The organism is Rhizobium sp. CFBP 8752, from assembly GCF_014842035.1.
Lineage (GTDB): Bacteria > Pseudomonadota > Alphaproteobacteria > Rhizobiales > Rhizobiaceae > Neorhizobium > Neorhizobium soli.
The window spans coordinates 2701244-2719827 of the sequence record NZ_JACYUZ010000001.1 but is presented as its reverse complement, the minus strand read 5'-3'; the positions used below and the strand labels follow the sequence as shown (position 1 = coordinate 2719827).

Here is an 18584-nt window from a genome sequence, read left to right as displayed (position 1 = left end):
TCATGACCGGTGTCGTACTGAAGGATATCCGCAAGTCCTATGGCCAGGTGAAGGTGCTGCACGGCATCGACCTGGACATTGCGCAGGGCGAGTTCGTGGTGTTTGTCGGCCCGTCCGGCTGCGGCAAGTCCACGCTGCTGCGGATGATCTCCGGGCTCGAGACGATCACCGGCGGCGAGATGCTGATCGATGGTCAGGTGGTGAATGACGTTCCGCCATCGCGCCGTGGCATCGCCATGGTGTTCCAGTCCTATGCGCTCTATCCGCATATGACCGTCTACGACAACATGGCCTTCGGCATGCGGATCGCCAAGGAAAGCAAGGAGGAGATCGACCGACGGGTCCGCGCGGCCGCCGATATCCTTCAACTGACGCCCTATCTCGACCGCCTGCCGAAAGCGCTCTCGGGCGGCCAGCGCCAGCGCGTGGCGATTGGCCGGGCGATCTGCCGTGACCCGAAAGTCTTTCTATTCGATGAGCCACTGTCCAACCTCGACGCAGCGCTCCGCGTCGCGACCCGCATCGAAATTGCCCGGCTCAAGGAGCAGATGCCGGACACCACGATGATCTACGTCACCCACGATCAGGTGGAGGCGATGACGCTCGCCGACCGGATCGTGGTCCTCTCGGCCGGCCGCATTGAACAAGTCGGGCCACCGCTCGAACTCTATGAGCGCCCGAAAAACCTGTTCGTCGCGCGCTTCATCGGCTCGCCGGCGATGAACATTATGCCCGTCACGGTCAAGGAAACCGGCGCTGTGACCACCGTTTCGCTTGTCGACGGAAAGTCGGTCATCGTACCGATCGCGACCGAAACCGGCGCGAACGGCAAGAGCGCAAGCTTCGGCGTGCGGCCCGAAGATCTGACCATCGCGACCGGCGAGGATTATCTCTTCGAAGGCAAGGTCTCCATCGTCGAGGCGCTCGGGGAGGTCACGCTCCTCTACATCGAAGGCTTGTCGGCCAAGGAGCCGATCATCGCCAAACTGCCTGGGATCATCGACGTGAAAAGAGGCGACACGATGCGTTTTTCAGCCGATCGGCAGAAGCTGCATCTCTTCGATGCGGACGGGCAGACCTATCGCCGCTGACGGATCGGGATAACTTTACATTTACCGGAATTTTGTGACTAATGCTCCGATTCGGGCCGCATATGAAATTCCAACGCTCTGTTAAACTTCAGGCCCTACTCTTTGACATTGGAATAGGAGACACTGTCGTGACCGCGGCCCCCATTGGAAAAAGCCATTTTCTGAATAAGGAAGAGTCGTTCATGTACGACCGCGAAGCGCGGTTCAAGATGCATGACACGATGAACGCAGCCCGCATCGAGTATACCGAAAACGGCGTGATGAACATGGCGCAGCGCCGCTGCGACGTTGTGCAGATATCCGAAACCGAAGCGGTTCTCGGCATCATCACCCAGTACCACCTGCCCAAGCAATTCTATCTCGACATCCCGGACGCCCGCATCTCCAAGGTCGGCTGCATCCTGATGCGGGTCAACACCAACAACACCATTCAGGTTCGCTTCCTGAAGATGCTGACGAAGAAGGAGATGAACCGCATCTTTGTCTTCTCGACGCATCCGAACCACCGCGACATGACGATCGACCTCCGGGCCTGGTAAATCCACCGGTCCAAGGACCGCGGGCACTGTCGGAGTTCTTGAAAGGGCGGCTCAAGGCCGCCCTTTGTTATTTCAGGAAAACACGCTGGCGCCGTGCTCGGCACGGCCGACATTGCGGCGGAAGGCGGTGAAGAGTTCGCGGCCCATGCCGAATTCGTTTTCGGAAAGGTCGGCCGTGGCAGGCAGGCGTGCGTCGAATTCGGCGGCATCTACCAGAACCTCCAGTGTGCCTGCCACCGCGTCGAGACGGATCATGTCGCCGTTCTGGATCTTGGCGATCGCCCCGCCATCGCAGGCTTCCGGCGTCATGTGGATGGCGGCCGGCACCTTGCCGGATGCGCCAGACATGCGCCCGTCGGTAAGCAGCGCCACCTTGAAGCCGCGGTCCTGCAAAACGCCGAGTGCCGGCGTCAGGCGGTGCAGTTCCGGCATGCCGTTCGCCTGCGGTCCCTGGAAGCGCACGACGGCGATGAAGTCGCGGTTCAGATCGCCGCGCTTGAACGCATCCTGCAATTCTTGCTGGCCGTGGAACACGATAGCCGGCGCCTCGATGATATGGCGCTCCGGCTTCACGGCGGAAATCTTGATGACGCCCTTGCCGATATTGCCGGTCAGCATCTTCAGGCCACCGGTCGGCTGGAACGGGGTTTCGATCTGCGCCAGAACCTTCGGGTCGCCACTTGTCTGCGGAACCGTATGGCGTGCCACAAGGCCCTTTTCGTCGAGCTTGGCTTCCACCGTATAGGCCTCGAGCCCGTGGCCGAACACGGTACGCACGTCATCATGCACCATGCCGGTCTTCAAGAGCTCGCGGATGAGGAAACCCATGCCGCCGGCTGCGTGAAAATGGTTCACGTCGGCCAGTCCGTTCGGATAGACGCGAGCCAGCAGCGGAACGATGTCGGAAAGCTCCGAAATGTCTTCCCAGGTCAGATGGATGCCGGCGGCACGCGCCATCGCCACGATATGCATCGTGTGGTTCGTGGAGCCACCGGTCGCATGCAGGCCGACGACGCCGTTGACGATCGAGCGTTCGTCGATCATCTCGCCCGCTGGCGTGAACTCGTTGCCGAGTGCGGTGATGGCCAGCGCCCGCTTGACGGCCTCGCGCGTCAGCGCTTCGCGAAGCGGCGTGCCCGGATTGACGAAGGAGGCGCCGGGCATATGGAAGCCCATGATTTCCATCAGCATTTGGTTGGAATTGGCCGTGCCATAGAACGTGCAGGTGCCCGGGCCGTGATAGGATTTGGACTCCGCTTCAAGCAGTTCGGCGCGGCCGACCTTGCCTTCCGCATAGAGCTGGCGAATGCGCGACTTCTCGTCGTTGGGCAGGCCCGTCGTCATCGGTCCGGCCGGAATGAAAACCGCCGGTAGATGCCCGAAGGACAGAGCGGCGATCACCAGACCCGGCACGATCTTGTCGCAGATGCCGAGATAGACGGCCGCGTCGAACATGTTGTGCGAAAGGCCGATACCGGCCGACATGGCGATCGCATCGCGGGAAAACAGCGACAGCTCCATGCCGGGCTGCCCCTGTGTGACGCCGTCGCACATGGCTGGAACGCCACCCGCCACCTGGGCGATGCCGCCGGCTGCGCGTGCCGCCTCGCGGATGATCGCGGGGAAGGTCTCGTAGGGCTGGTGAGCCGAGAGCATGTCGTTATAGGAGGTGATGATGCCGAGGTTCGGAACGACGTCGCCAGCGAGCGCGTCCTTCTCGGCGGGGGAACAGACCGCGAAGCCGTGTGCAAGGTTACCGCAGGACAGGGTGGTGCGATGTGGCCCGCGCGATGCGGCGCGGCGCACCCGGTCGATATAGGCCTCACGATGCGGTTTCGATCGTTCGACGATGCGGGCGGTGATCGCCTCGATGCCGGAATGGGCGCCCATGGTTCATCCTCCTTGGGTCGATCCCGGTCTGGGAGAGTGCCGGGATCGCTGGTGTTACTGCTCCGACCCCTCAAAAGGAGCCGCCAGGTAAGACGCGTGTTACGGCGCCCAGTAGATGTCGAGTGGCGAGGCGGCACGGTTCAAGACCGCACGGACCGGCATTTCGGTCTCGTCGGATCCGGCGATCGCCTTTTCCAGCACGTCCTTCTTGCCCTGTCCCTCGATATGCAGCGCCAGAAAGCGGGCATCCGAAAGGCTGGAGAAGGAGAAGGTCAACCGCTCTTCGCCGGCCCCTTCCGCTTTCATCGTCATGACGCGGCAAAGACCGGTAAGGTCGAGCGCCTGTTCAAGATTGTCGCCATGCGGGAAGAACGAGGCCGTGTGCCCGTCTCCACCCATGCCAAGGATCACGACGTCGAACGGCTTGTCGAGCGCAGCCGTCGCCTTCGTGGCAATCACGGCCGCCTCCTCGATCGAGGGCGCATCGTAATAGAGCGGCACAAAGGTTGCCGCCGCCGCATTGTTGGTCAGCAGATGCTTGGCAACCAGAAGATGGTTGGAGCGCTCGTTGTCAGCGGGCACGAAGCGCTCGTCGACCAGCGTCACCTTCACCTTGTCCCAGGCAAGCTCGCGCTTCGAAAGCTCCTCGAAGAATTTCTTCGGCGTGGAGCCGCCCGAAACCGCGATGCAGGCGGAATCGCGTGCGTAGATCGCTGCGGCGAGGCGGCTTGCCACCTCGTCGGCAAGCGCGGCTGCCAGAGCCGCGCCGTCAGAATAGTCGTGGGTCGTATAGGTCATGGCTACCTCAGGTCTCGTGCCACGTGCGACCGTCGCGCTCGATCAGGGCAATCGCCTGGCTCGGTCCCCAGGTTCCGGCCGTATAGCCCTGAACCTGCTGGCCGGCGGCTTCCCAACCCTTGAGGATCGGGTCGACCCAGCGCCATGCGGCTTCCACTTCGTCGCGACGCATGAACAGCGTCTGGTTGGAACGGATCGTGTCCATCAGAAGACGCTCGTAGGCATCCGGGTTGCGCACGTTGAAGGCAGCAGCAAAGCTCATGTCCAGCGACACTTCGCGCAGGCGCATGCCGCCCGGACCCGGGTCCTTGATCATCAGGGACTGCTTGACGCCTTCGTCCGGCTGCAGGCGGATGATCAGCTGGTTGGCTGCAATCCGGCCAGCGCTCGCATCGAAGATATTGTGCGGGATCGGCTTGAAGGTGATGACGATTTCCGACATGCGGCTCGCAAGGCGCTTGCCGGTGCGGATGTAGAAGGGAACGCCGGCCCAGCGCCAGTTGCCGATTTCGGCCTTGATGGCAACGAAGGTCTCGGTGTTGGAAACTCCGCCTTCCAGCTCTTCCAGATAGCCTTTGACGGCGCCGCCTGCCGAAGCGCCGGCGCGGTACTGGCCCCGCACCGTCATCTGCTGAACGTTGGATTCGTTGATCGGCTTCAGCGCACGCAGCACTTTCAGCTTTTCGTCGCGAACGGCTTCCTGGTCCATCGACGATGGGACTTCCATCGCCACAAGGCACACGAGCTGCATGATGTGGTTCTGCACCATGTCGCGCAGAGCACCCGCCGTATCGTAGTAACCCGCGCGACCTTCGAGGCCCACCGCTTCGGCAACGGTGATTTGCACGTGGTCGATATGGTTGGCGTTCCACAGCGGCTCATAGAGCGCGTTGGCAAACCGCAGCGCCATCAGGTTCTGCACGGTTTCCTTGCCGAGGTAGTGGTCGATGCGGAAGATCTGTTCTTCCGGGAAGACCTTGCCGATCTGGTCGTTGAGCGCCAGCGCTGACGCAAGGTCGCGGCCGATCGGCTTTTCGACGACGATACGGGTCTGCTTGGTGATCATCTTGTGATCGCGGATTTTTTCGGAAATGGCACCGAAAATTCCAGGCGCGACGGCGAGATAGAACACGCGGACGCGGTCCTTGCCCTCGTCGAGCAGCTTCTTCAGCTCGGCCCATCCGCCTTCCGATTTCGCATCGACGGACACGTAATAGAGACGCTTGCAGAACTTCTCGACTTCCGCCTCGTCGTATTCACCCTTCTTGAGATGCTCCTTGAGGGCGTCCTGGGCGAACTTGCGGTAGTCGTCGTGCGAAAGCGCGCTGCGCGATGCGCCAATGATTCGGGTTGGTTCGGTGAAATGGCCTTCGATCTGACGATGGTAGAGGGCCGGCAGAAGCTTGCGCTCCGCAAGGTCGCCGGTGCCGCCGAAAACGACGCAATCAAACGGCTCGACTGGGATGATCTGGCTGCTCATCGCTATTCTTTCATCTCGCATAGTTGGTGGAACACATATTCTAATCGATTTAAAAACGCTAGCCCGAAATCGCAACTGGGCGGTAGGGGAGGCGTCTCACATCCTGTCTCTGAGCGCAAACCAAGTCAGCGCGAGGAACAGAAGAGGGCTTCGCATGCGCCGCCCGCCGGGGAAGGACGGTATGTCGAGGTCCCGCAGATAATCGAGCTCGGTGCGATTTCCTAGGACCATATCGGCGTAAAGTTTGCCGCAATAATTCGACAGCATCACGCCATGACCGGAATAGCCGCCGATCGATGTGACGCCCGGCATCACCTCGCGAACGAACGGATGTCGCGGCAGGGTAATCCCGACATTGCCGCCCCAGGCATGGGTGATCTGGACATCCTTCAGCGCCGGATAGGTATCGACGATCTGGCGGCGGATGGCCTCTGCCGTGTCCTTCGGATTGCTCGACGTGTAGACCTCGCGGCCACCGAACAACAGCCGGTTGTCCAGCGACTTGCGGAAGTAGCGCACCACGAAACGGCTGTCGCAGACGGCCTCGCCGCCGGGAATGACCTGCGGAAACTCATCGAGCGGTTCGGTTGCGGCGATAAAGGATCCGATCGGCATGATATGCGCGCCGGTCACCGGTTCGAGATTGCCGATATAGGCGTTGGTGGCAAGCAGCACCCGAGCGGCCGAAATCGTGCCGCGCGGCGTCTCGATCAGCGTCTTGCCGCCCGACTGCGTGATCCTGGTTGCCGGCGTTTCCTCATGGATCGCAGCGCCTGCGTCATGCGCCACCCGTGCCAGTCCGATCAGGAGCTTCAGCGGATGGATATGGCCGGTTCCCATGTCGCGCACGCCGCAATGGTAGTCGGTCGTGCCGACCCGCTCGGCGGTTTCCTTCGCGCCCATGAACGTGACATGCGGATAGCCGTAGCGCTCCGCTGCGATGTCGGCATTGGCCTGGTAGTAGCGTTCGTATCCCCGCTTGTGGGCAACGTTCAGCTGACCCGGCACGTATTCCATGTCGATGCCGTGGGCGGACGCGAAATCCATCAGATAGCGCTTGGCGCCCTCGGCCATGTCGAACAGCGCTTTCGAGCGCTCGAAACCCAGCTTCTCCTCGATCTCCTCCGGCCATGAGCGCTGGCCTGTGCCCAACTGCCCGCCATTGCGTCCCGATGCGCCGTCGCCAAAATGCGCGGCCTCGATCAGCACCACCGACGTGCCGGCTTTCGCCAGCGTGTAGGCGGCCTGGAGCCCGGTATAGCCGCCGCCGATGATGGCAACGTCAACGCTCTTCGAGCCGTCGAGGGGAGGGTAGGTCGCCCGGTCGCCAACGCTTGCCTGATACCAAGAAATGCCCGAGGCGATGGGGCTCTGCCAATTGTCCAAAATACCTTTTCCCTCACACGTTGAGGAGCAGGAATTCCCGTTCCCAAGGGCTGATCACCTGCATGAACGTCTCGAACTCCCCACGCTTCACGCCGGCATAAAGGCCGATGAATTCCTTGCTGAACACTTCCGCAAGCGCCGGCTCGTCCTCGAGCAGCGAGACTGCCTTTAGGAGATCGCGCGGCAGGTCGATCTCGCCTTCATTGGCGGAATCTTCCGTCGGCGGTGTCGGGTCGAGCCTGTTTTTGATGCCGAGCAGGCCGCAGCCGAGAGAGGCCGCAAGCGCCAGATACGGATTTGCATCGGAGCTCGGCAACCGGTTCTCGACACGCCGCGAGTTCGCGTCCGAAACCGGTACGCGAAAGGCCGTGGTGCGGTTGTCGTAACCCCAGGCGGAGTTGACGGGTGCCGCCATATCCGGCGTCAGACGCCGGTAGGAATTCACATAAGGCGCCATCATCACCAGCGCCTTCGGAATGAAGGCCTGCATGCCGCCGATAAAGTGGAAGAATTCCTCCGATGCCGAACCGTCGGCATTTGAGAAGACGTTCTTTCCGGTCTCGATCTCCACCACCGACTGGTGGATGTGCATCGCCGATCCCGCCTGGCCCTGCATCGGCTTTGCCATGAAGGTTGCGTAGATGCCGTGTTTCAGTGCCGCCTCGCGAATGGTGCGCTTGAACATGAACACCTGGTCGGCCAGTTCCACCGGATCGCCGTGGCGAAGGTTGATTTCCAGCTGCGCCGGGCCTTCCTCGTGGATCAGCGTATCGATCTCGAGGCCCTGCTTTTCGGAGAAATGGTAGATGTCGTCGATCAGTTCGTCGAACTCGTTGATGCCGGCAATCGAATAGCTCTGTCCACCGAGGATCGACCGACCGGAGCGGCCCTTCGGTGGATGCAGTGGGTAATCCGGGTCGTCGTTCTTGGCGACCAGATAGAACTCGATCTCCGGCGCCACGACGGGCTTCCACCCGCGGTCGTTATAGAGCTTGACGATATTCTTCAAAACGTTGCGCGGCGTATAGGACACCGCCTGACCATCTGTGTCGACGATGTCGCAGATCACCTGCGCCGTCGGGTCGCTTTCCCAGGGCACGACGGCAAGCGTCGAAAGGTCAGGCATCAGCTTGAGGTCGCTGTCGCGGGGCTCGTAGCGGAAGTTTGCCGTCTCGTCGGGATACTCGCCGGAGATGGTATGGCGATAGAGCGCCGAAGGCAGCGCCAGCGAGGTGTTGGACGTAAACTTCGACGAGGGCATCATCTTGCCGCGCGGCACGCCGGCTAGATCGGGCGTGATGCATTCGATGTCTTCGATCCCGCGTGCCCGAAGCCAAGCGGCTGCCTCGCGCCAGTCTGCAACGCCGCGAAGCGAAGTCAGTGTCGGCTGGGCTGTCGCGGCTTTCGCCACGGTTCCGGTTGCCAGGACAGGGGATGATTTCTTGCGCGGCATAACACACCGGGGTCATGTTGATCGGAGCCCCATCATAGCCATGGAATGATGTTTGGGAACACTCTTTGGCTGAGAGCGCGCTGACTTCTTGGCGAGGAGCAGGCTGAATCCGCTATTGTGTCCCCGCCATCTTGACTTGGAGGCTCCAATCGAAAACAGCAAGTCGATGACGAGAGGATGACCATTGGCACAGAAATTCGATGTGATCGTGTTGGGCGCCGGTGCCGCCGGCATGATGTGCGCCATCCGCGCCGGCCAGCGTGGTCGCTCGGTGCTGGTGCTCGATCATGCCAAGGCGCCCGGCGAAAAGATCCGCATCTCGGGCGGCGGCCGCTGCAACTTTACCAATATCGGTGCGGCCCCCCAGCATTACCTCTCCGGCAACGCGCATTTCGTCAAATCGGCACTTGCCCGCTACACGGCCCGCGATTTCCTCGATCTGGTGGAACGGCATCGGATTCCCTGGCATGAAAAGACGCTCGGCCAACTGTTCTGCGACAACAGCGCCAAGGACATCATCGCGATGCTGCTGGCGGAAATGTCGGCCGCGAAAGTGTCCCTGAAGCTTCAGACGGCGATCGACGGCATCGAAAAATCGCCCGACGGATATCGGCTGGCCACCTCTGCCGGCCAGTTCGAAGCCGGGTCGCTGGTGGTGGCGACGGGCGGCAACTCCATCCCGAAAATGGGCGCCACGGGCTTCGCCTACGAGATTGCTGCGCAGTTCGGGCTCAAGCTGGTCGAGACGCGCCCCGGCCTCGTGCCGCTGACCTTCGACCAGAACACACTCGAAAAACTGTCGCCGCTGTCCGGGATCGCGGTTCCTGCAGAAGTGCACCACGGCCGGACGGGATTTCGCGAGGCCATGCTGTTTACCCATCGCGGCCTCAGTGGCCCGTCCATCCTGCAGATTTCCTCCTATTGGCGGGAAGGTGACGACATCACGCTGTCGATCGAACCGGATGCCTCAATCAGCGATGCACTGAAGGCGGCCCGCAAGACGAACGGCAGACAGGCGGCGCAGACGGCGCTTGGCGAAATACTGCCCAAGCGTCTTGCCCAATACTTCGTCGAAAACCGGGGCGTCACCGGCAATCTCGCGGATCTCTCCGACAAGATGCTGACAGGGCTTGCAGCATCGATCCAGGACTGGAAGATCCGCCCCGCCGGTTCGGAAGGGTATCGCACGGCCGAGGTCACGCTGGGTGGTATCGATACTTCCGCACTGGATTCCAAAACGATGCAGGCCAAGGCCGTGCCAGGCTTGTATTTCATCGGCGAGTGCGTCGACGTTACAGGCTGGCTTGGCGGCTATAACTTCCAGTGGGCCTGGTCTTCCGGCTATGCTTGCGGAGACAGCCTCTAGGTAGAAATGCCAGTTGTGCTCGATTCAGGTGTTGTTAATATGCCTGGAGGATGCTGCCTTAATGCCAGCCCATTTGTTTGGTCTATAGGCTGCGTACCCGCCGGCTTCCGGCGGCCATCACCAAGATCGTGGAGTCGGATACCTATGCAGAAGACCCGCAGCGCCCGTGCAATTGCTATTGCCAAGACCCAGGATAACGCAAAGTTGATCCGCGTAAGATTTCTGGCGATGGCGATTGGAGCAACTGTTGCTCTTCTTTCGGTTCCTTTCTACTTCTGACGTAGTCTCCCCGCAGCCTTGCTGCGGCAAGGAATGTGTGAACGAGTAACGGCGTCGGTGTAGCTCTGGATCTACGTCGGTCGCTTGAGTTACGTCAATTTCCTATTTATCTAATCTTCAGATATCTCCGTCAAAAACAACAGTGTCTCTCACATTTTGGAAAGAGCCCTGTTTTGACCAAGAAGCTTCTCCCCTCATCCGTTGTATCCCGGATTGTTCTCCTCTGCCTTTTTCTCGTTTCCGTGGCAGCGGCTACTCTTTCCGGGCTTGCCTATGTCAATCTTCGGAACGACGTCATGTCGAGTGCACGTGCCGATGCCTATAAGGCGATGCGCACGCTGGGGCTTCTTTATGAGCTGGAACTGCCCGGTGCGAAGACCGAGATCCGCGACGAAGTCGTCAACAAGGTTCTCCAGGGCGAAGGCGCTCTGAAAGGCCATGACGTGGTCGACCGTGCCGCTGCTGCCATCGGCGGCGTTGCAACGATCTTTGAAAAGCAGGGCGCAGACTACGTCCGCATCTCCACCAACGTGAAGACGGAAAAGGGTGAGCGCGCCATCGGCACGAAGCTTGCTCCCGAACATCCGGCGCAGCCGAAGCTCGGCAAGAGCGAATCCTATTTCGGAAACGCGGTTCTGTTCGGCAAGGACTACATGACCGGGTATTTCCCGATCACCAATGCCGCAGGTGCAGTCACCGGCGTCCTCTTCATCGGTGTTCCGATGGAAGTCTATTTCGCCCATATCGCGTCGTCTGCTTATATCCTCATTGGCACGTCGGCGATCGCGCTTCTGGTGCTCGGCTTCTTCAGCTTTTTCGCCATCCGGGCTCTCGTGCGCCCGCTCGGCGTGCTGACCGGCAGCGTCCGCGCCATTGCGCAGGGCGATAACAAGAGTGCGATCCCCTATCTCCAGCTGCCGAACGAATTCGGCAACATTGCCAGGGCCCTTGAGGTTTTCCGCGATAAGGACCGCGAAAAGCAGCTGATCGAAAGCCGCAGCGCCGCAGAGCGTGCCGAGGCGGAAGCGGATCGCCATCGCAACGATACCGAAAAGCAGCATGTCGACGCCCAGATCGAGCACGCCGTCACGCAGCTTGGATCGGCCTTGTCGCGTCTGTCCCAGGGCGATCTGTCCGCTTCGATCGACACGCCGTTCTCCGGACGTCTTGAAGGCCTGCGGACCGATTTCAACAATTCGATCCTGCGGCTGCGTGAAACGATGACGCATATCCGGGCCAGCACGCTCTCGATCCAGAAGAGCAGCTCCGATCTCAGCCACTCGTCGACGGACCTGTCACGCCGCACCGAAAGCCAGGCCGCTTCGCTCGAAGAGACGGCAGCCGCCGTGGACGAGATCACCGTCACCGTGCGCTCCTCTGCCGAACGCGCTCGTGAAGCCAATGACGCCGTGACGCAGACCAAGAAGAGCGCCGACAGTTCCGGCACCGTGGTCCGCAATGCCGTCGAAGCCATGGGCAAGATCGAGGAAGCGTCCAAGAAGATCGAGCTGATCATCGACGTCATCGACGACATTGCCTTCCAGACCAACCTCCTCGCCTTGAACGCCGGCATCGAAGCCGCGCGGGCAGGGGATGCCGGCAAGGGCTTTGCGGTCGTTGCCCAGGAAGTCCGTGAACTGGCCCAGCGCTCCGCTGATGCGGCCAAGGAGATCAAGGGCCTGATCGACCAGTCCAGCCACGAGGTCCATTCCGGATCGACGCTGGTGCAGGAAGCGGGCGAAGTGCTGGCCACGATCAGCAGCGACATCACCATCATCAGCAAGCATGTCGATACGATCGCCACTGCCAGCCGCGACCAGGCCGCAGCGCTTCAGGACATCAATAGCTCCGTCAACAAGATGGATCAGATGACCCAGCAGAACGGTGCCATGGTGGGCGAAACCAGCGAGGCGAGCCGTCGTCTTGCTGAAGAGGCGGATATGCTGCTCGGCCTCGTCCAGCAGTTCAAGATCGACAGCCAGAGATCAATGGCCCGTCAGGATAGCCGGGCAGCCTGAGCGCGGGAAGATGAAATGACAAGGGGCGGCTTTCGGGCCGCCCTTTTTTGTGAACGATGAGCCGGTTGCGATTTCGGCTTGGCACAAGGGCATGGGTTCGGGCGGCGTCGATTTCCGGTAACCGCTGCTGCATTGCACATTCCCCCTTGTGGCCTGGGGAATTCCTTTCTACTCTCCTCAAAATTATAGGGAAATTCGCGCGAACCGTCCTGCCGCGCAGGGGCGGTGGCTGCAGGTGCTGCAACAGGAGAGAATTGATGAAAGCCCATTTGCTCAGCATAGCCGCCGCTTTGGCTGCGACCGCTTTCAGCGTGTCTGGTGTTTCCGCCCAGGAACGCACTGTGCATGTCTACAACTGGTCCGACTACATCGATGAATCGATCCTGCAGGACTTCACCAAGGAAACCGGCATCAAGGTTGTCTACGACGTCTTTGACAGCAACGATATCCTGGAAACCAAGCTGCTTGCCGGCGGCTCCGGTTACGACGTCGTGGTGCCGACCGCCCCGTTCCTCGCCCGCCAGATCCAGGCCGGCGTCTTCCAGAAGCTCGACAAGTCCAAGATCCCCAACCTTTCCAACCTGTGGCCGGAAATCTCGGCGCGTCTTGCCAAATACGATCCCGGCAACGAATACGCCGTCAACTACATGTGGGGCACGACCGGCATTGGCTACAATGTCGATAAGGTCAAGAAGGCACTCGGCGATACGCCCCTCGACAGCTGGGACGTGCTGTTCAAGCCTGAAAATGCTGCAAAGCTCAAGTCCTGCGGCGTCAACATCCTCGACGCATCCGACGAAACCTTTGCGATCGGCATGAACTATGTCGGCAAGGATCCCGACAGCAAGGAAACGAAGGATCTCGAAGCGGGCGGAAAGGTCTATTCCGACATCCGCTCCTCGGCAAAGACGTTCAACTCCTCGTCCTATATCGATGATCTCGCCAACGGCGACATCTGCATCACCATCGGCTGGTCGGGCGACATTCTGCAGGCAAAGACCCGCGCCGAGGAAGCCAAGAACGGCGTCAACATCGAGTTCTCGATCCCCAAGGAAGGAACCTATATGTGGTTCGACAACCTTGCGATCCCGGCCGATGCCAAGAACGTGGCCGAAGCGCATGAATTCATCAATTACTTGATGAAGCCGGAAGTGATCGCCAAGGCATCGAATTATGTTCAGTATGCCAACGGCAACCTGGCCTCGCAGAAGTTCATCGATAAGGAAGTCCTGGAAAACCCGGCGGTCTACCCGACCGAAGAGGTCACCAAGAAGCTCTTCACGATCTCGCCTTACGGGCCCAAGGAACAGCGCGTGCTGAACCGGCTCTGGACCCAGATCAAGACCGGCAAGTAACCATCGGCTTCGGGGCAGGCAAAACCTGCCCCGATCTGTTTCTGGCAATATTTCTTGAGGGCAGGCGGGGCAGGCGATGGCAAAAACACTCGGACCGGTAAAACGAAAATTCTCTCCGTGGACCGATCCGGCGTCGGTGCCCTTCATCCGCTTTGAAAACATCACCAAGCGCTTCGGCAATTTTACCGCCGTCGACAATCTGACGCTCGATATCTACGAGAGGGAATTCTTCTCGCTGCTCGGGCCGTCCGGCTGCGGAAAGACGACGCTGATGCGGATGCTGGCAGGCTTCGAGGAGCCGACGGAAGGCCGCATCCTTTTGCAGGGCAAGGACATTTCCGGTGTTCCGCCCTACAAGCGCCCGACCAACATGATGTTTCAGTCCTACGCGCTCTTCCCGCATATGTCGGTTGAAAAGAACATCGCCTTCGGTCTCAAGCAGGACAATCTGCCAAAGGGCGAGATCGATACCCGCGTCGAGGAAATGCTGAAGCTGGTCAAGCTGGAGCAGTTCGCCAAGCGCAAGCCGGCACAGCTTTCCGGCGGCCAGCGCCAGCGCGTGGCGCTGGCAAGGTCGCTCGCCAAGCGTCCTAAGGTGCTGCTGCTCGACGAACCACTCGGCGCGCTGGACAAGAAGCTGCGCGAGGAAACCCAGTTCGAACTGATGGATATCCAGCAGACGCTGGGGCTCACCTTCCTGATCGTCACCCACGACCAGGAAGAGGCGATGACCGTGTCCGACCGTATCGCGGTCATGGACAAGGGCATCATCATGCAGGTGGCAACGCCTGCCGAAATCTACGAGGCTCCGAACAGCCGCTACGTGGCGGACTTCATCGGCGATATCAACATCCTCGAAGGCACGGTGACGCAAACCGATAGCGCGCTCGGCGCCCCCGGTCTGGTGCGGATCGACAGCGACGGTCTGAGCGTTGCCGCGGAACAGGAATGCCAGGCCGTCAAGGGAGATCACGTCGCCTACGCGGTCCGTCCGGAAAAGGTGCGTATCTCGCAGGAACAGCCCGCTGATACGTCCCTCAATGCGGCCTATGGCGAAGTCTGGGACATCGGCTATCTCGGCGACTTCTCGGTATTTCTCGTGAAGATGGAGGATGGCCGTATCGTTCGCGCCGCTCAGGCCAACGTCTCGCGCCTGGTCGATCGGCCGATCACCTTCGGCGACATGGTGTGGCTGACCTGGTCACGCGATGCCGGCCTTGTGCTGACACGATAGGGAGCGCGATCATGGCCGATACGACAGCCGATAATCCGCATGCCAACCCGGCCCGCTGGCTGGTCGTCGCAGTGCCCTATCTCTGGCTGCTGCTGTTCTTCGTCGCGCCCTTCCTGATCATCTTCAAGATCTCGCTGTCGGACACGGCCATTGCCATGCCGCCTTATACGCCGGTCTTCGGCGGCTGGAGCGCCCTCAGCGATTTCGTCTCCGAGCTGGACATCGAGAACTACCTGTTCCTGACCGAGGACCCGCTTTACTTCCAGGCCTATATGTCGTCGCTGCGGATTGCCGCGATCTCGACGTTCTTGCTTCTCCTCATCGGCTATCCGATGGCGCTTGCCATGGCGCGCGCACCCAATTCCATCCGGCCGATCCTTCTGATGCTGGTCATCCTGCCGTTCTGGACCTCGTTCCTCATCCGCGTCTATGCCTGGATCGGCATCCTGAAGCCGGACGGGTTGCTGACGCTCGCCTTGCAGACGATCGGGCTGATGGGACCGGATCAACAGGTGGAGATCTTCAGAACCGACACGGCCGTCTTTATCGGCATCGTCTATTCCTATCTGCCCTTCATGGTCCTGCCGCTCTATGCGGCGCTCGAAAAGATGGACAATACTCTGCTGGAAGCCGCCAACGATCTCGGCTGCCCGCCGTGGAAGGCGTTCTGGAAAATCACCTTCCCGCTGTCGCTGCCGGGCGTCATCGCAGGCTCGATGATCTGCTTCATCCCGATCACAGGCGAATTCGTCATCCCGGATCTGCTCGGCGGCGCCGATACGCTGATGATCGGCAAGACGCTGTGGACGGAGTTCTTCAGCAACCGCGACTGGCCGCTTGCCTCGGCCGTAGCAGTGGTCTTGCTCCTGATGCTGGTCGTGCCGATCGCCATCTTCCAGAACCAGCAGAAGAAGGTGGCGTGAGATGACAAAGAACCGCCTTGATGCCACCGTCCTGACGCTTGGCTTCGCCTTCCTCTACATCCCCATTATCATTCTGGTCGTCTACTCGTTCAACGCCTCGCGGCTTGTCACGGTCTGGGGCGGCTTCTCGCTCAACTGGTACGTCTCGATGTGGTCGAACCAGGGTCTTATGGATGCCGCCTGGGTCACGGCCCGCGTCGGTCTGTTGAGCGCCACGTTCGGTACCATCCTCGGCACGCTGGCCGCGCTGACGCTGGTCCGCTACCAGAAGTTTCCGGGAAAGATGCTGTTCTCAGGCATGATCTATGCGCCGCTGGTCATGCCGGAGGTCATCACCGGCCTGTCGCTGCTGCTTTTGTTCGTGGCGATCGGCGTCGATCGCGGGTTCTGGACTGTCATCATCGCCCACACGACCTTCACCATGTGTTACGTGGCGATCGTCGTTCAGTCGCGGCTTCTCACCTTCGATCGCAGTCTGGAAGAGGCAGCGCTCGATCTTGGCTGCCCGCCGGTCAAGACGTTCTTCCAGATCACCCTGCCGCTGATCCTGCCCGCCGTCATCTCCGGCTGGATGCTCGCCTTCACCCTGTCGCTGGACGATCTTGTGATCGCAAGCTTCAACACCGGGCCAGGTGCCACCACGCTGCCAATCAAGATCTATTCGCAGGTGAGGCTCGGTGTGACGCCGGAAATCAACGCAATCTGCACGATCCTGATCGCGCTGGTGACACTCGGCGTCATCGCCACCTCGATCGGCACCAAGCGGGCCGAGGTCCGGCGCATCCGCGACGAGCATATGGCGCTGCGGACCGGCAGCTGAACTTTCAGGGCGTGCGTCATTCGGTGATCTTCGGCGCGGGCTTCGCGACCGGCCAGATCACCGGGTTCTGCCAGGATCCCCCGATGAAAAAGTGGGTGGCATCCGGGCGGCCAGCGGCAGCGTCCCCGCTGGTTGTCCCGCTGGAATCTGTGAGCACACCGGCAGAAAGCGCGAGGCTGTTATTGGCATAGGGCACGATGCCGTTGAGCGTAATACGCTCGTTGGTTCCAACGATCAGCCCGTTGCGGATATCGGCTAAACCATCGGCGACGGTGACGTTAATATCGACACTCTGGAATTCGTAAGCTCCTGTCCCTGCTTCGCTCAGCGTGAAATAGGGTTTTTGGGTCGCCAGCCGTCTTATGCCTGCCATGTCCACACCGGGCAGAGTTCCGCTGCCGGCACGAAAGCGCAGAGATCCTTTGGCGTTGCGCAGCGTTTCCGCCGTCACCGGTCGCGCCACGTCCAGCGCCAGTTCGAGCGAGCCCGAGGCGCCGGGTAGCGGGGCCGTCAGGCCAAGCCGGCTGATCACGCTGGCGAAGTCGGCGTCCTGTACGGAGAGCCTTATTGCAACGCCGCCCGTTTCCCCGTCCTTGATCGTCGCGATGCGGCCGGTCAGTCGTCCGTTTTCGAAATCGCTGTCGAGAATATCGATCCGTGACTGGTCACCGATATTCATGATGCCGACGGCAACTTCGCTGAGTTGGAAGGGGCCGATCTCGACGCTTTGTGCGGATAGCCTCAAATCCAGCTCGAGCCGGTCGCGCAGTCTTGCGGCGGGATCGCTTTTGTCGAGAAGTCGCGGCGCGATCTCGGCCAGCATCGGCAACACGTCGCGGGTGTTGAGGGCGAGCGTCCCGGTCAGCCGCGGGGGAGCATCCGCCGGCATGGTCAGGTCCAGAATGCCGCTTGCCGTGATGTCGTCGATACCGAGCGACAGGCTTTCGAACCGCATCGCCGTATCGTTGGTGATCAGCCGGGCCTTCACGGAGAGCTGCTTCAGCTTTTCCGTGCCTGGCAGGTCGAACCCCATCCACTGCATGGCTTTGGCGCCATCCGCCGTTGCAAATTCGGCATCTCCGGACAAAAAGCCGTGGCTCGCGAGGTTGACGACGCCGCTGAACTTGGCGCTGAACAGGTCCGACTGGATTGAGCCCGAAGTGCTACTGCTGCGGCCCGAAAACAGAAGCAGAGGCTGGCGCGAGGTGATATCGGCCGTGACCCTGCGGCCGGCAATCGTTGCTTGGCCCTTGAAGCTCGCGCTGCGTGAAAGATAGGACCAGTCGATCTCGCTGTCGATCCGGTCGACCCGGACGATGCGGCCATCCTCTTCGTTGGTAATCTGAAGCGTGCCGTTCTCGATCAGGACATCGCCGATCGGCGCATCATTCGAATTGTCCAGCAACTGACCGGTGCCATCGCTTTTGACAGCGCGAACGGCGCGGCTGAGCAATCCGTCATTGGTCCAGTCCAGTCGCCCATCCGGTTTGCGCAGCACGAAAAGCTGCGGGTCCTTGAGGTGGAAATCCTTGAATTCCGGCTGTCCCACCAGCGCGCCCAGAAGATCGAACGACGCCGACAGTTCACGGACGCTGCCAAGCATGCCTTTCTTGCCATGATCGATGTTGCGAACCATTACATCGGAGAATGTGATGCGCGGCTCCGGCCAGAAGGCAAGCGACGGCTGTCCGCCGATCGACACGTCGTGGCCGATCCATTCCTCGACGGCGCGCTCCATTCGTTCCCGTACCAGCACGGTCGAAACAAGGAAGGGTGCCGCGAGCTGGAAGGCGACGAAGAGGCTCAGCAGCGAGACCAGAACGATCAAGGCGATGCGCGTCCGCTTCCCTAAGGGGCGTCCGAAGGTCCTACGCAGCTTTCCGTCTGTCTCGTTGGGCATGGCTCACGCGAATATAGGAAATGCCGGCGTCGCGCAAATGCAGCAAGCGCGC

Annotated in this window: 15 protein-coding genes; 9 read left to right on the top strand and 6 right to left on the bottom strand. The window is 60.7% G+C overall.

The genetic code is table 11. The features are described from left to right. Positions 1 to 2 precede the first annotated feature (2 nt). Both IFT59_RS13000 and IFT59_RS12995 read left to right on the top strand, forming a co-directional pair. Positions 3 to 1091: an ABC transporter ATP-binding protein gene (locus IFT59_RS13000; RefSeq protein WP_092661219.1), complete on the top strand. Its 1089-nt coding sequence runs from the start codon at positions 3 to 5 to the stop codon at positions 1089 to 1091. Positions 1092 to 1273: 182 nt separating this feature from the next. Further along, positions 1274 to 1630 (top strand): hypothetical protein, encoded by a 357-nt coding sequence (locus tag IFT59_RS12995; RefSeq protein ID WP_192087041.1) that lies wholly within the window; start codon positions 1274 to 1276, stop codon positions 1628 to 1630. Positions 1631 to 1702: 72 nt separating this feature from the next. On the opposite strand, the gene edd is transcribed toward IFT59_RS12995, so the two are convergent. The 5 genes from edd to IFT59_RS12970 all read right to left on the bottom strand — a co-directional run bounded on the left by edd (position 1703) and on the right by IFT59_RS12970 (position 8637). Next, positions 1703 to 3520, bottom strand: a complete 1818-nt coding sequence (gene edd / locus IFT59_RS12990; RefSeq protein WP_192087040.1) for a phosphogluconate dehydratase — start codon at positions 3518 to 3520, stop codon at positions 1703 to 1705. Between the two features lie 99 nt (positions 3521 to 3619). Further along, on the bottom strand, positions 3620 to 4318 hold the full coding sequence (gene pgl, locus IFT59_RS12985; protein WP_192087039.1) for a 6-phosphogluconolactonase: 699 nt from the start codon (positions 4316 to 4318) through the stop codon (positions 3620 to 3622). Positions 4319 to 4325: 7 nt separating this feature from the next. Beyond that, on the bottom strand, positions 4326 to 5798 hold the full coding sequence (gene zwf, locus IFT59_RS12980) for a glucose-6-phosphate dehydrogenase (RefSeq protein WP_062453773.1): 1473 nt from the start codon (positions 5796 to 5798) through the stop codon (positions 4326 to 4328). 96 nt (positions 5799 to 5894) lie between these two features. Continuing rightward, complete coding sequence (locus IFT59_RS12975) at positions 5895 to 7184, bottom strand: NAD(P)/FAD-dependent oxidoreductase (protein ID WP_192087038.1); 1290 nt, start codon at positions 7182 to 7184, stop codon at positions 5895 to 5897. A gap of 13 nt (positions 7185 to 7197) precedes the next feature. Further along, entirely contained in the window at positions 7198 to 8637 is a 1440-nt protein-coding gene (locus tag IFT59_RS12970) for a glutamine synthetase family protein (RefSeq protein ID WP_062453771.1), read from the bottom strand. A 184-nt stretch (positions 8638 to 8821) separates the two neighbouring features. Here IFT59_RS12970 and IFT59_RS12965 point away from each other — a divergent pair, with 184 nt between their 5' ends. The 7 genes from IFT59_RS12965 (at position 8822) to IFT59_RS12940 (ending at position 16632) form a co-directional block, all read left to right on the top strand. Next, on the top strand, positions 8822 to 10003 hold the full coding sequence (locus IFT59_RS12965) for an NAD(P)/FAD-dependent oxidoreductase (protein WP_192087037.1): 1182 nt from the start codon (positions 8822 to 8824) through the stop codon (positions 10001 to 10003). A gap of 144 nt (positions 10004 to 10147) precedes the next feature. Further along, on the top strand, positions 10148 to 10282 hold the full coding sequence (locus IFT59_RS23300) for a hypothetical protein (RefSeq protein ID WP_256413687.1): 135 nt from the start codon (positions 10148 to 10150) through the stop codon (positions 10280 to 10282). 296 nt (positions 10283 to 10578) lie between these two features. Continuing rightward, the gene (locus tag IFT59_RS12960) at positions 10579 to 12300 is read left to right on the top strand and encodes a methyl-accepting chemotaxis protein (RefSeq protein WP_249407537.1); all 1722 of its coding nucleotides are present in this window, start codon (positions 10579 to 10581) and stop codon (positions 12298 to 12300) included. A gap of 257 nt (positions 12301 to 12557) precedes the next feature. After that, entirely contained in the window at positions 12558 to 13655 is a 1098-nt protein-coding gene (locus IFT59_RS12955; RefSeq protein ID WP_082471837.1) for a polyamine ABC transporter substrate-binding protein, read from the top strand. A gap of 76 nt (positions 13656 to 13731) precedes the next feature. Next, the gene (locus IFT59_RS12950) at positions 13732 to 14889 is read left to right on the top strand and encodes an ABC transporter ATP-binding protein (RefSeq protein WP_062579145.1); all 1158 of its coding nucleotides are present in this window, start codon (positions 13732 to 13734) and stop codon (positions 14887 to 14889) included. Between the two features lie 11 nt (positions 14890 to 14900). Further along, positions 14901 to 15812: an ABC transporter permease subunit gene (locus IFT59_RS12945; protein WP_192087035.1), complete on the top strand. Its 912-nt coding sequence runs from the start codon at positions 14901 to 14903 to the stop codon at positions 15810 to 15812. Between the two features lies 1 nt (position 15813). Next, complete coding sequence (locus IFT59_RS12940) at positions 15814 to 16632, top strand: ABC transporter permease (protein ID WP_062453767.1); 819 nt, start codon at positions 15814 to 15816, stop codon at positions 16630 to 16632. Between the two features lie 16 nt (positions 16633 to 16648). Here the strand turns inward: IFT59_RS12940 and IFT59_RS12935 are convergent, their stop codons facing one another. Further along, positions 16649 to 18532: an AsmA family protein gene (locus tag IFT59_RS12935; protein WP_192087034.1), complete on the bottom strand. Its 1884-nt coding sequence runs from the start codon at positions 18530 to 18532 to the stop codon at positions 16649 to 16651. Positions 18533 to 18584 lie beyond the last annotated feature (52 nt).

Excerpts from the sequence above, each read along its gene's own strand:
- IFT59_RS13000 (WP_092661219.1), top strand. The coding sequence starts at position 3 with ATGACCGGTGTCGTACTGAAGGATATCCGCAAGTCCTATGGCCAGGTG.
- IFT59_RS12995 (WP_192087041.1), top strand. The coding sequence starts at position 1,274 with ATGTACGACCGCGAAGCGCGGTTCAAGATGCATGACACGATGAACGCA.
- edd (WP_192087040.1), bottom strand. The coding sequence starts at position 3,520 with ATGGGCGCCCATTCCGGCATCGAGGCGATCACCGCCCGCATCGTCGAA.
- pgl (WP_192087039.1), bottom strand. The coding sequence starts at position 4,318 with ATGACCTATACGACCCACGACTATTCTGACGGCGCGGCTCTGGCAGCC.
- zwf (WP_062453773.1), bottom strand. The coding sequence starts at position 5,798 with ATGAGCAGCCAGATCATCCCAGTCGAGCCGTTTGATTGCGTCGTTTTC.
- IFT59_RS12970 (WP_062453771.1), bottom strand. The coding sequence starts at position 8,637 with ATGCCGCGCAAGAAATCATCCCCTGTCCTGGCAACCGGAACCGTGGCG.
- IFT59_RS23300 (WP_256413687.1), top strand. The coding sequence starts at position 10,148 with ATGCAGAAGACCCGCAGCGCCCGTGCAATTGCTATTGCCAAGACCCAG.
- IFT59_RS12960 (WP_249407537.1), top strand. The coding sequence starts at position 10,579 with ATGTCGAGTGCACGTGCCGATGCCTATAAGGCGATGCGCACGCTGGGG.
- IFT59_RS12955 (WP_082471837.1), top strand. The coding sequence starts at position 12,558 with ATGAAAGCCCATTTGCTCAGCATAGCCGCCGCTTTGGCTGCGACCGCT.
- IFT59_RS12950 (WP_062579145.1), top strand. The coding sequence starts at position 13,732 with ATGGCAAAAACACTCGGACCGGTAAAACGAAAATTCTCTCCGTGGACC.
- IFT59_RS12945 (WP_192087035.1), top strand. The coding sequence starts at position 14,901 with ATGGCCGATACGACAGCCGATAATCCGCATGCCAACCCGGCCCGCTGG.
- IFT59_RS12940 (WP_062453767.1), top strand. The coding sequence starts at position 15,814 with ATGACAAAGAACCGCCTTGATGCCACCGTCCTGACGCTTGGCTTCGCC.
- IFT59_RS12935 (WP_192087034.1), bottom strand. The coding sequence starts at position 18,532 with ATGCCCAACGAGACAGACGGAAAGCTGCGTAGGACCTTCGGACGCCCC.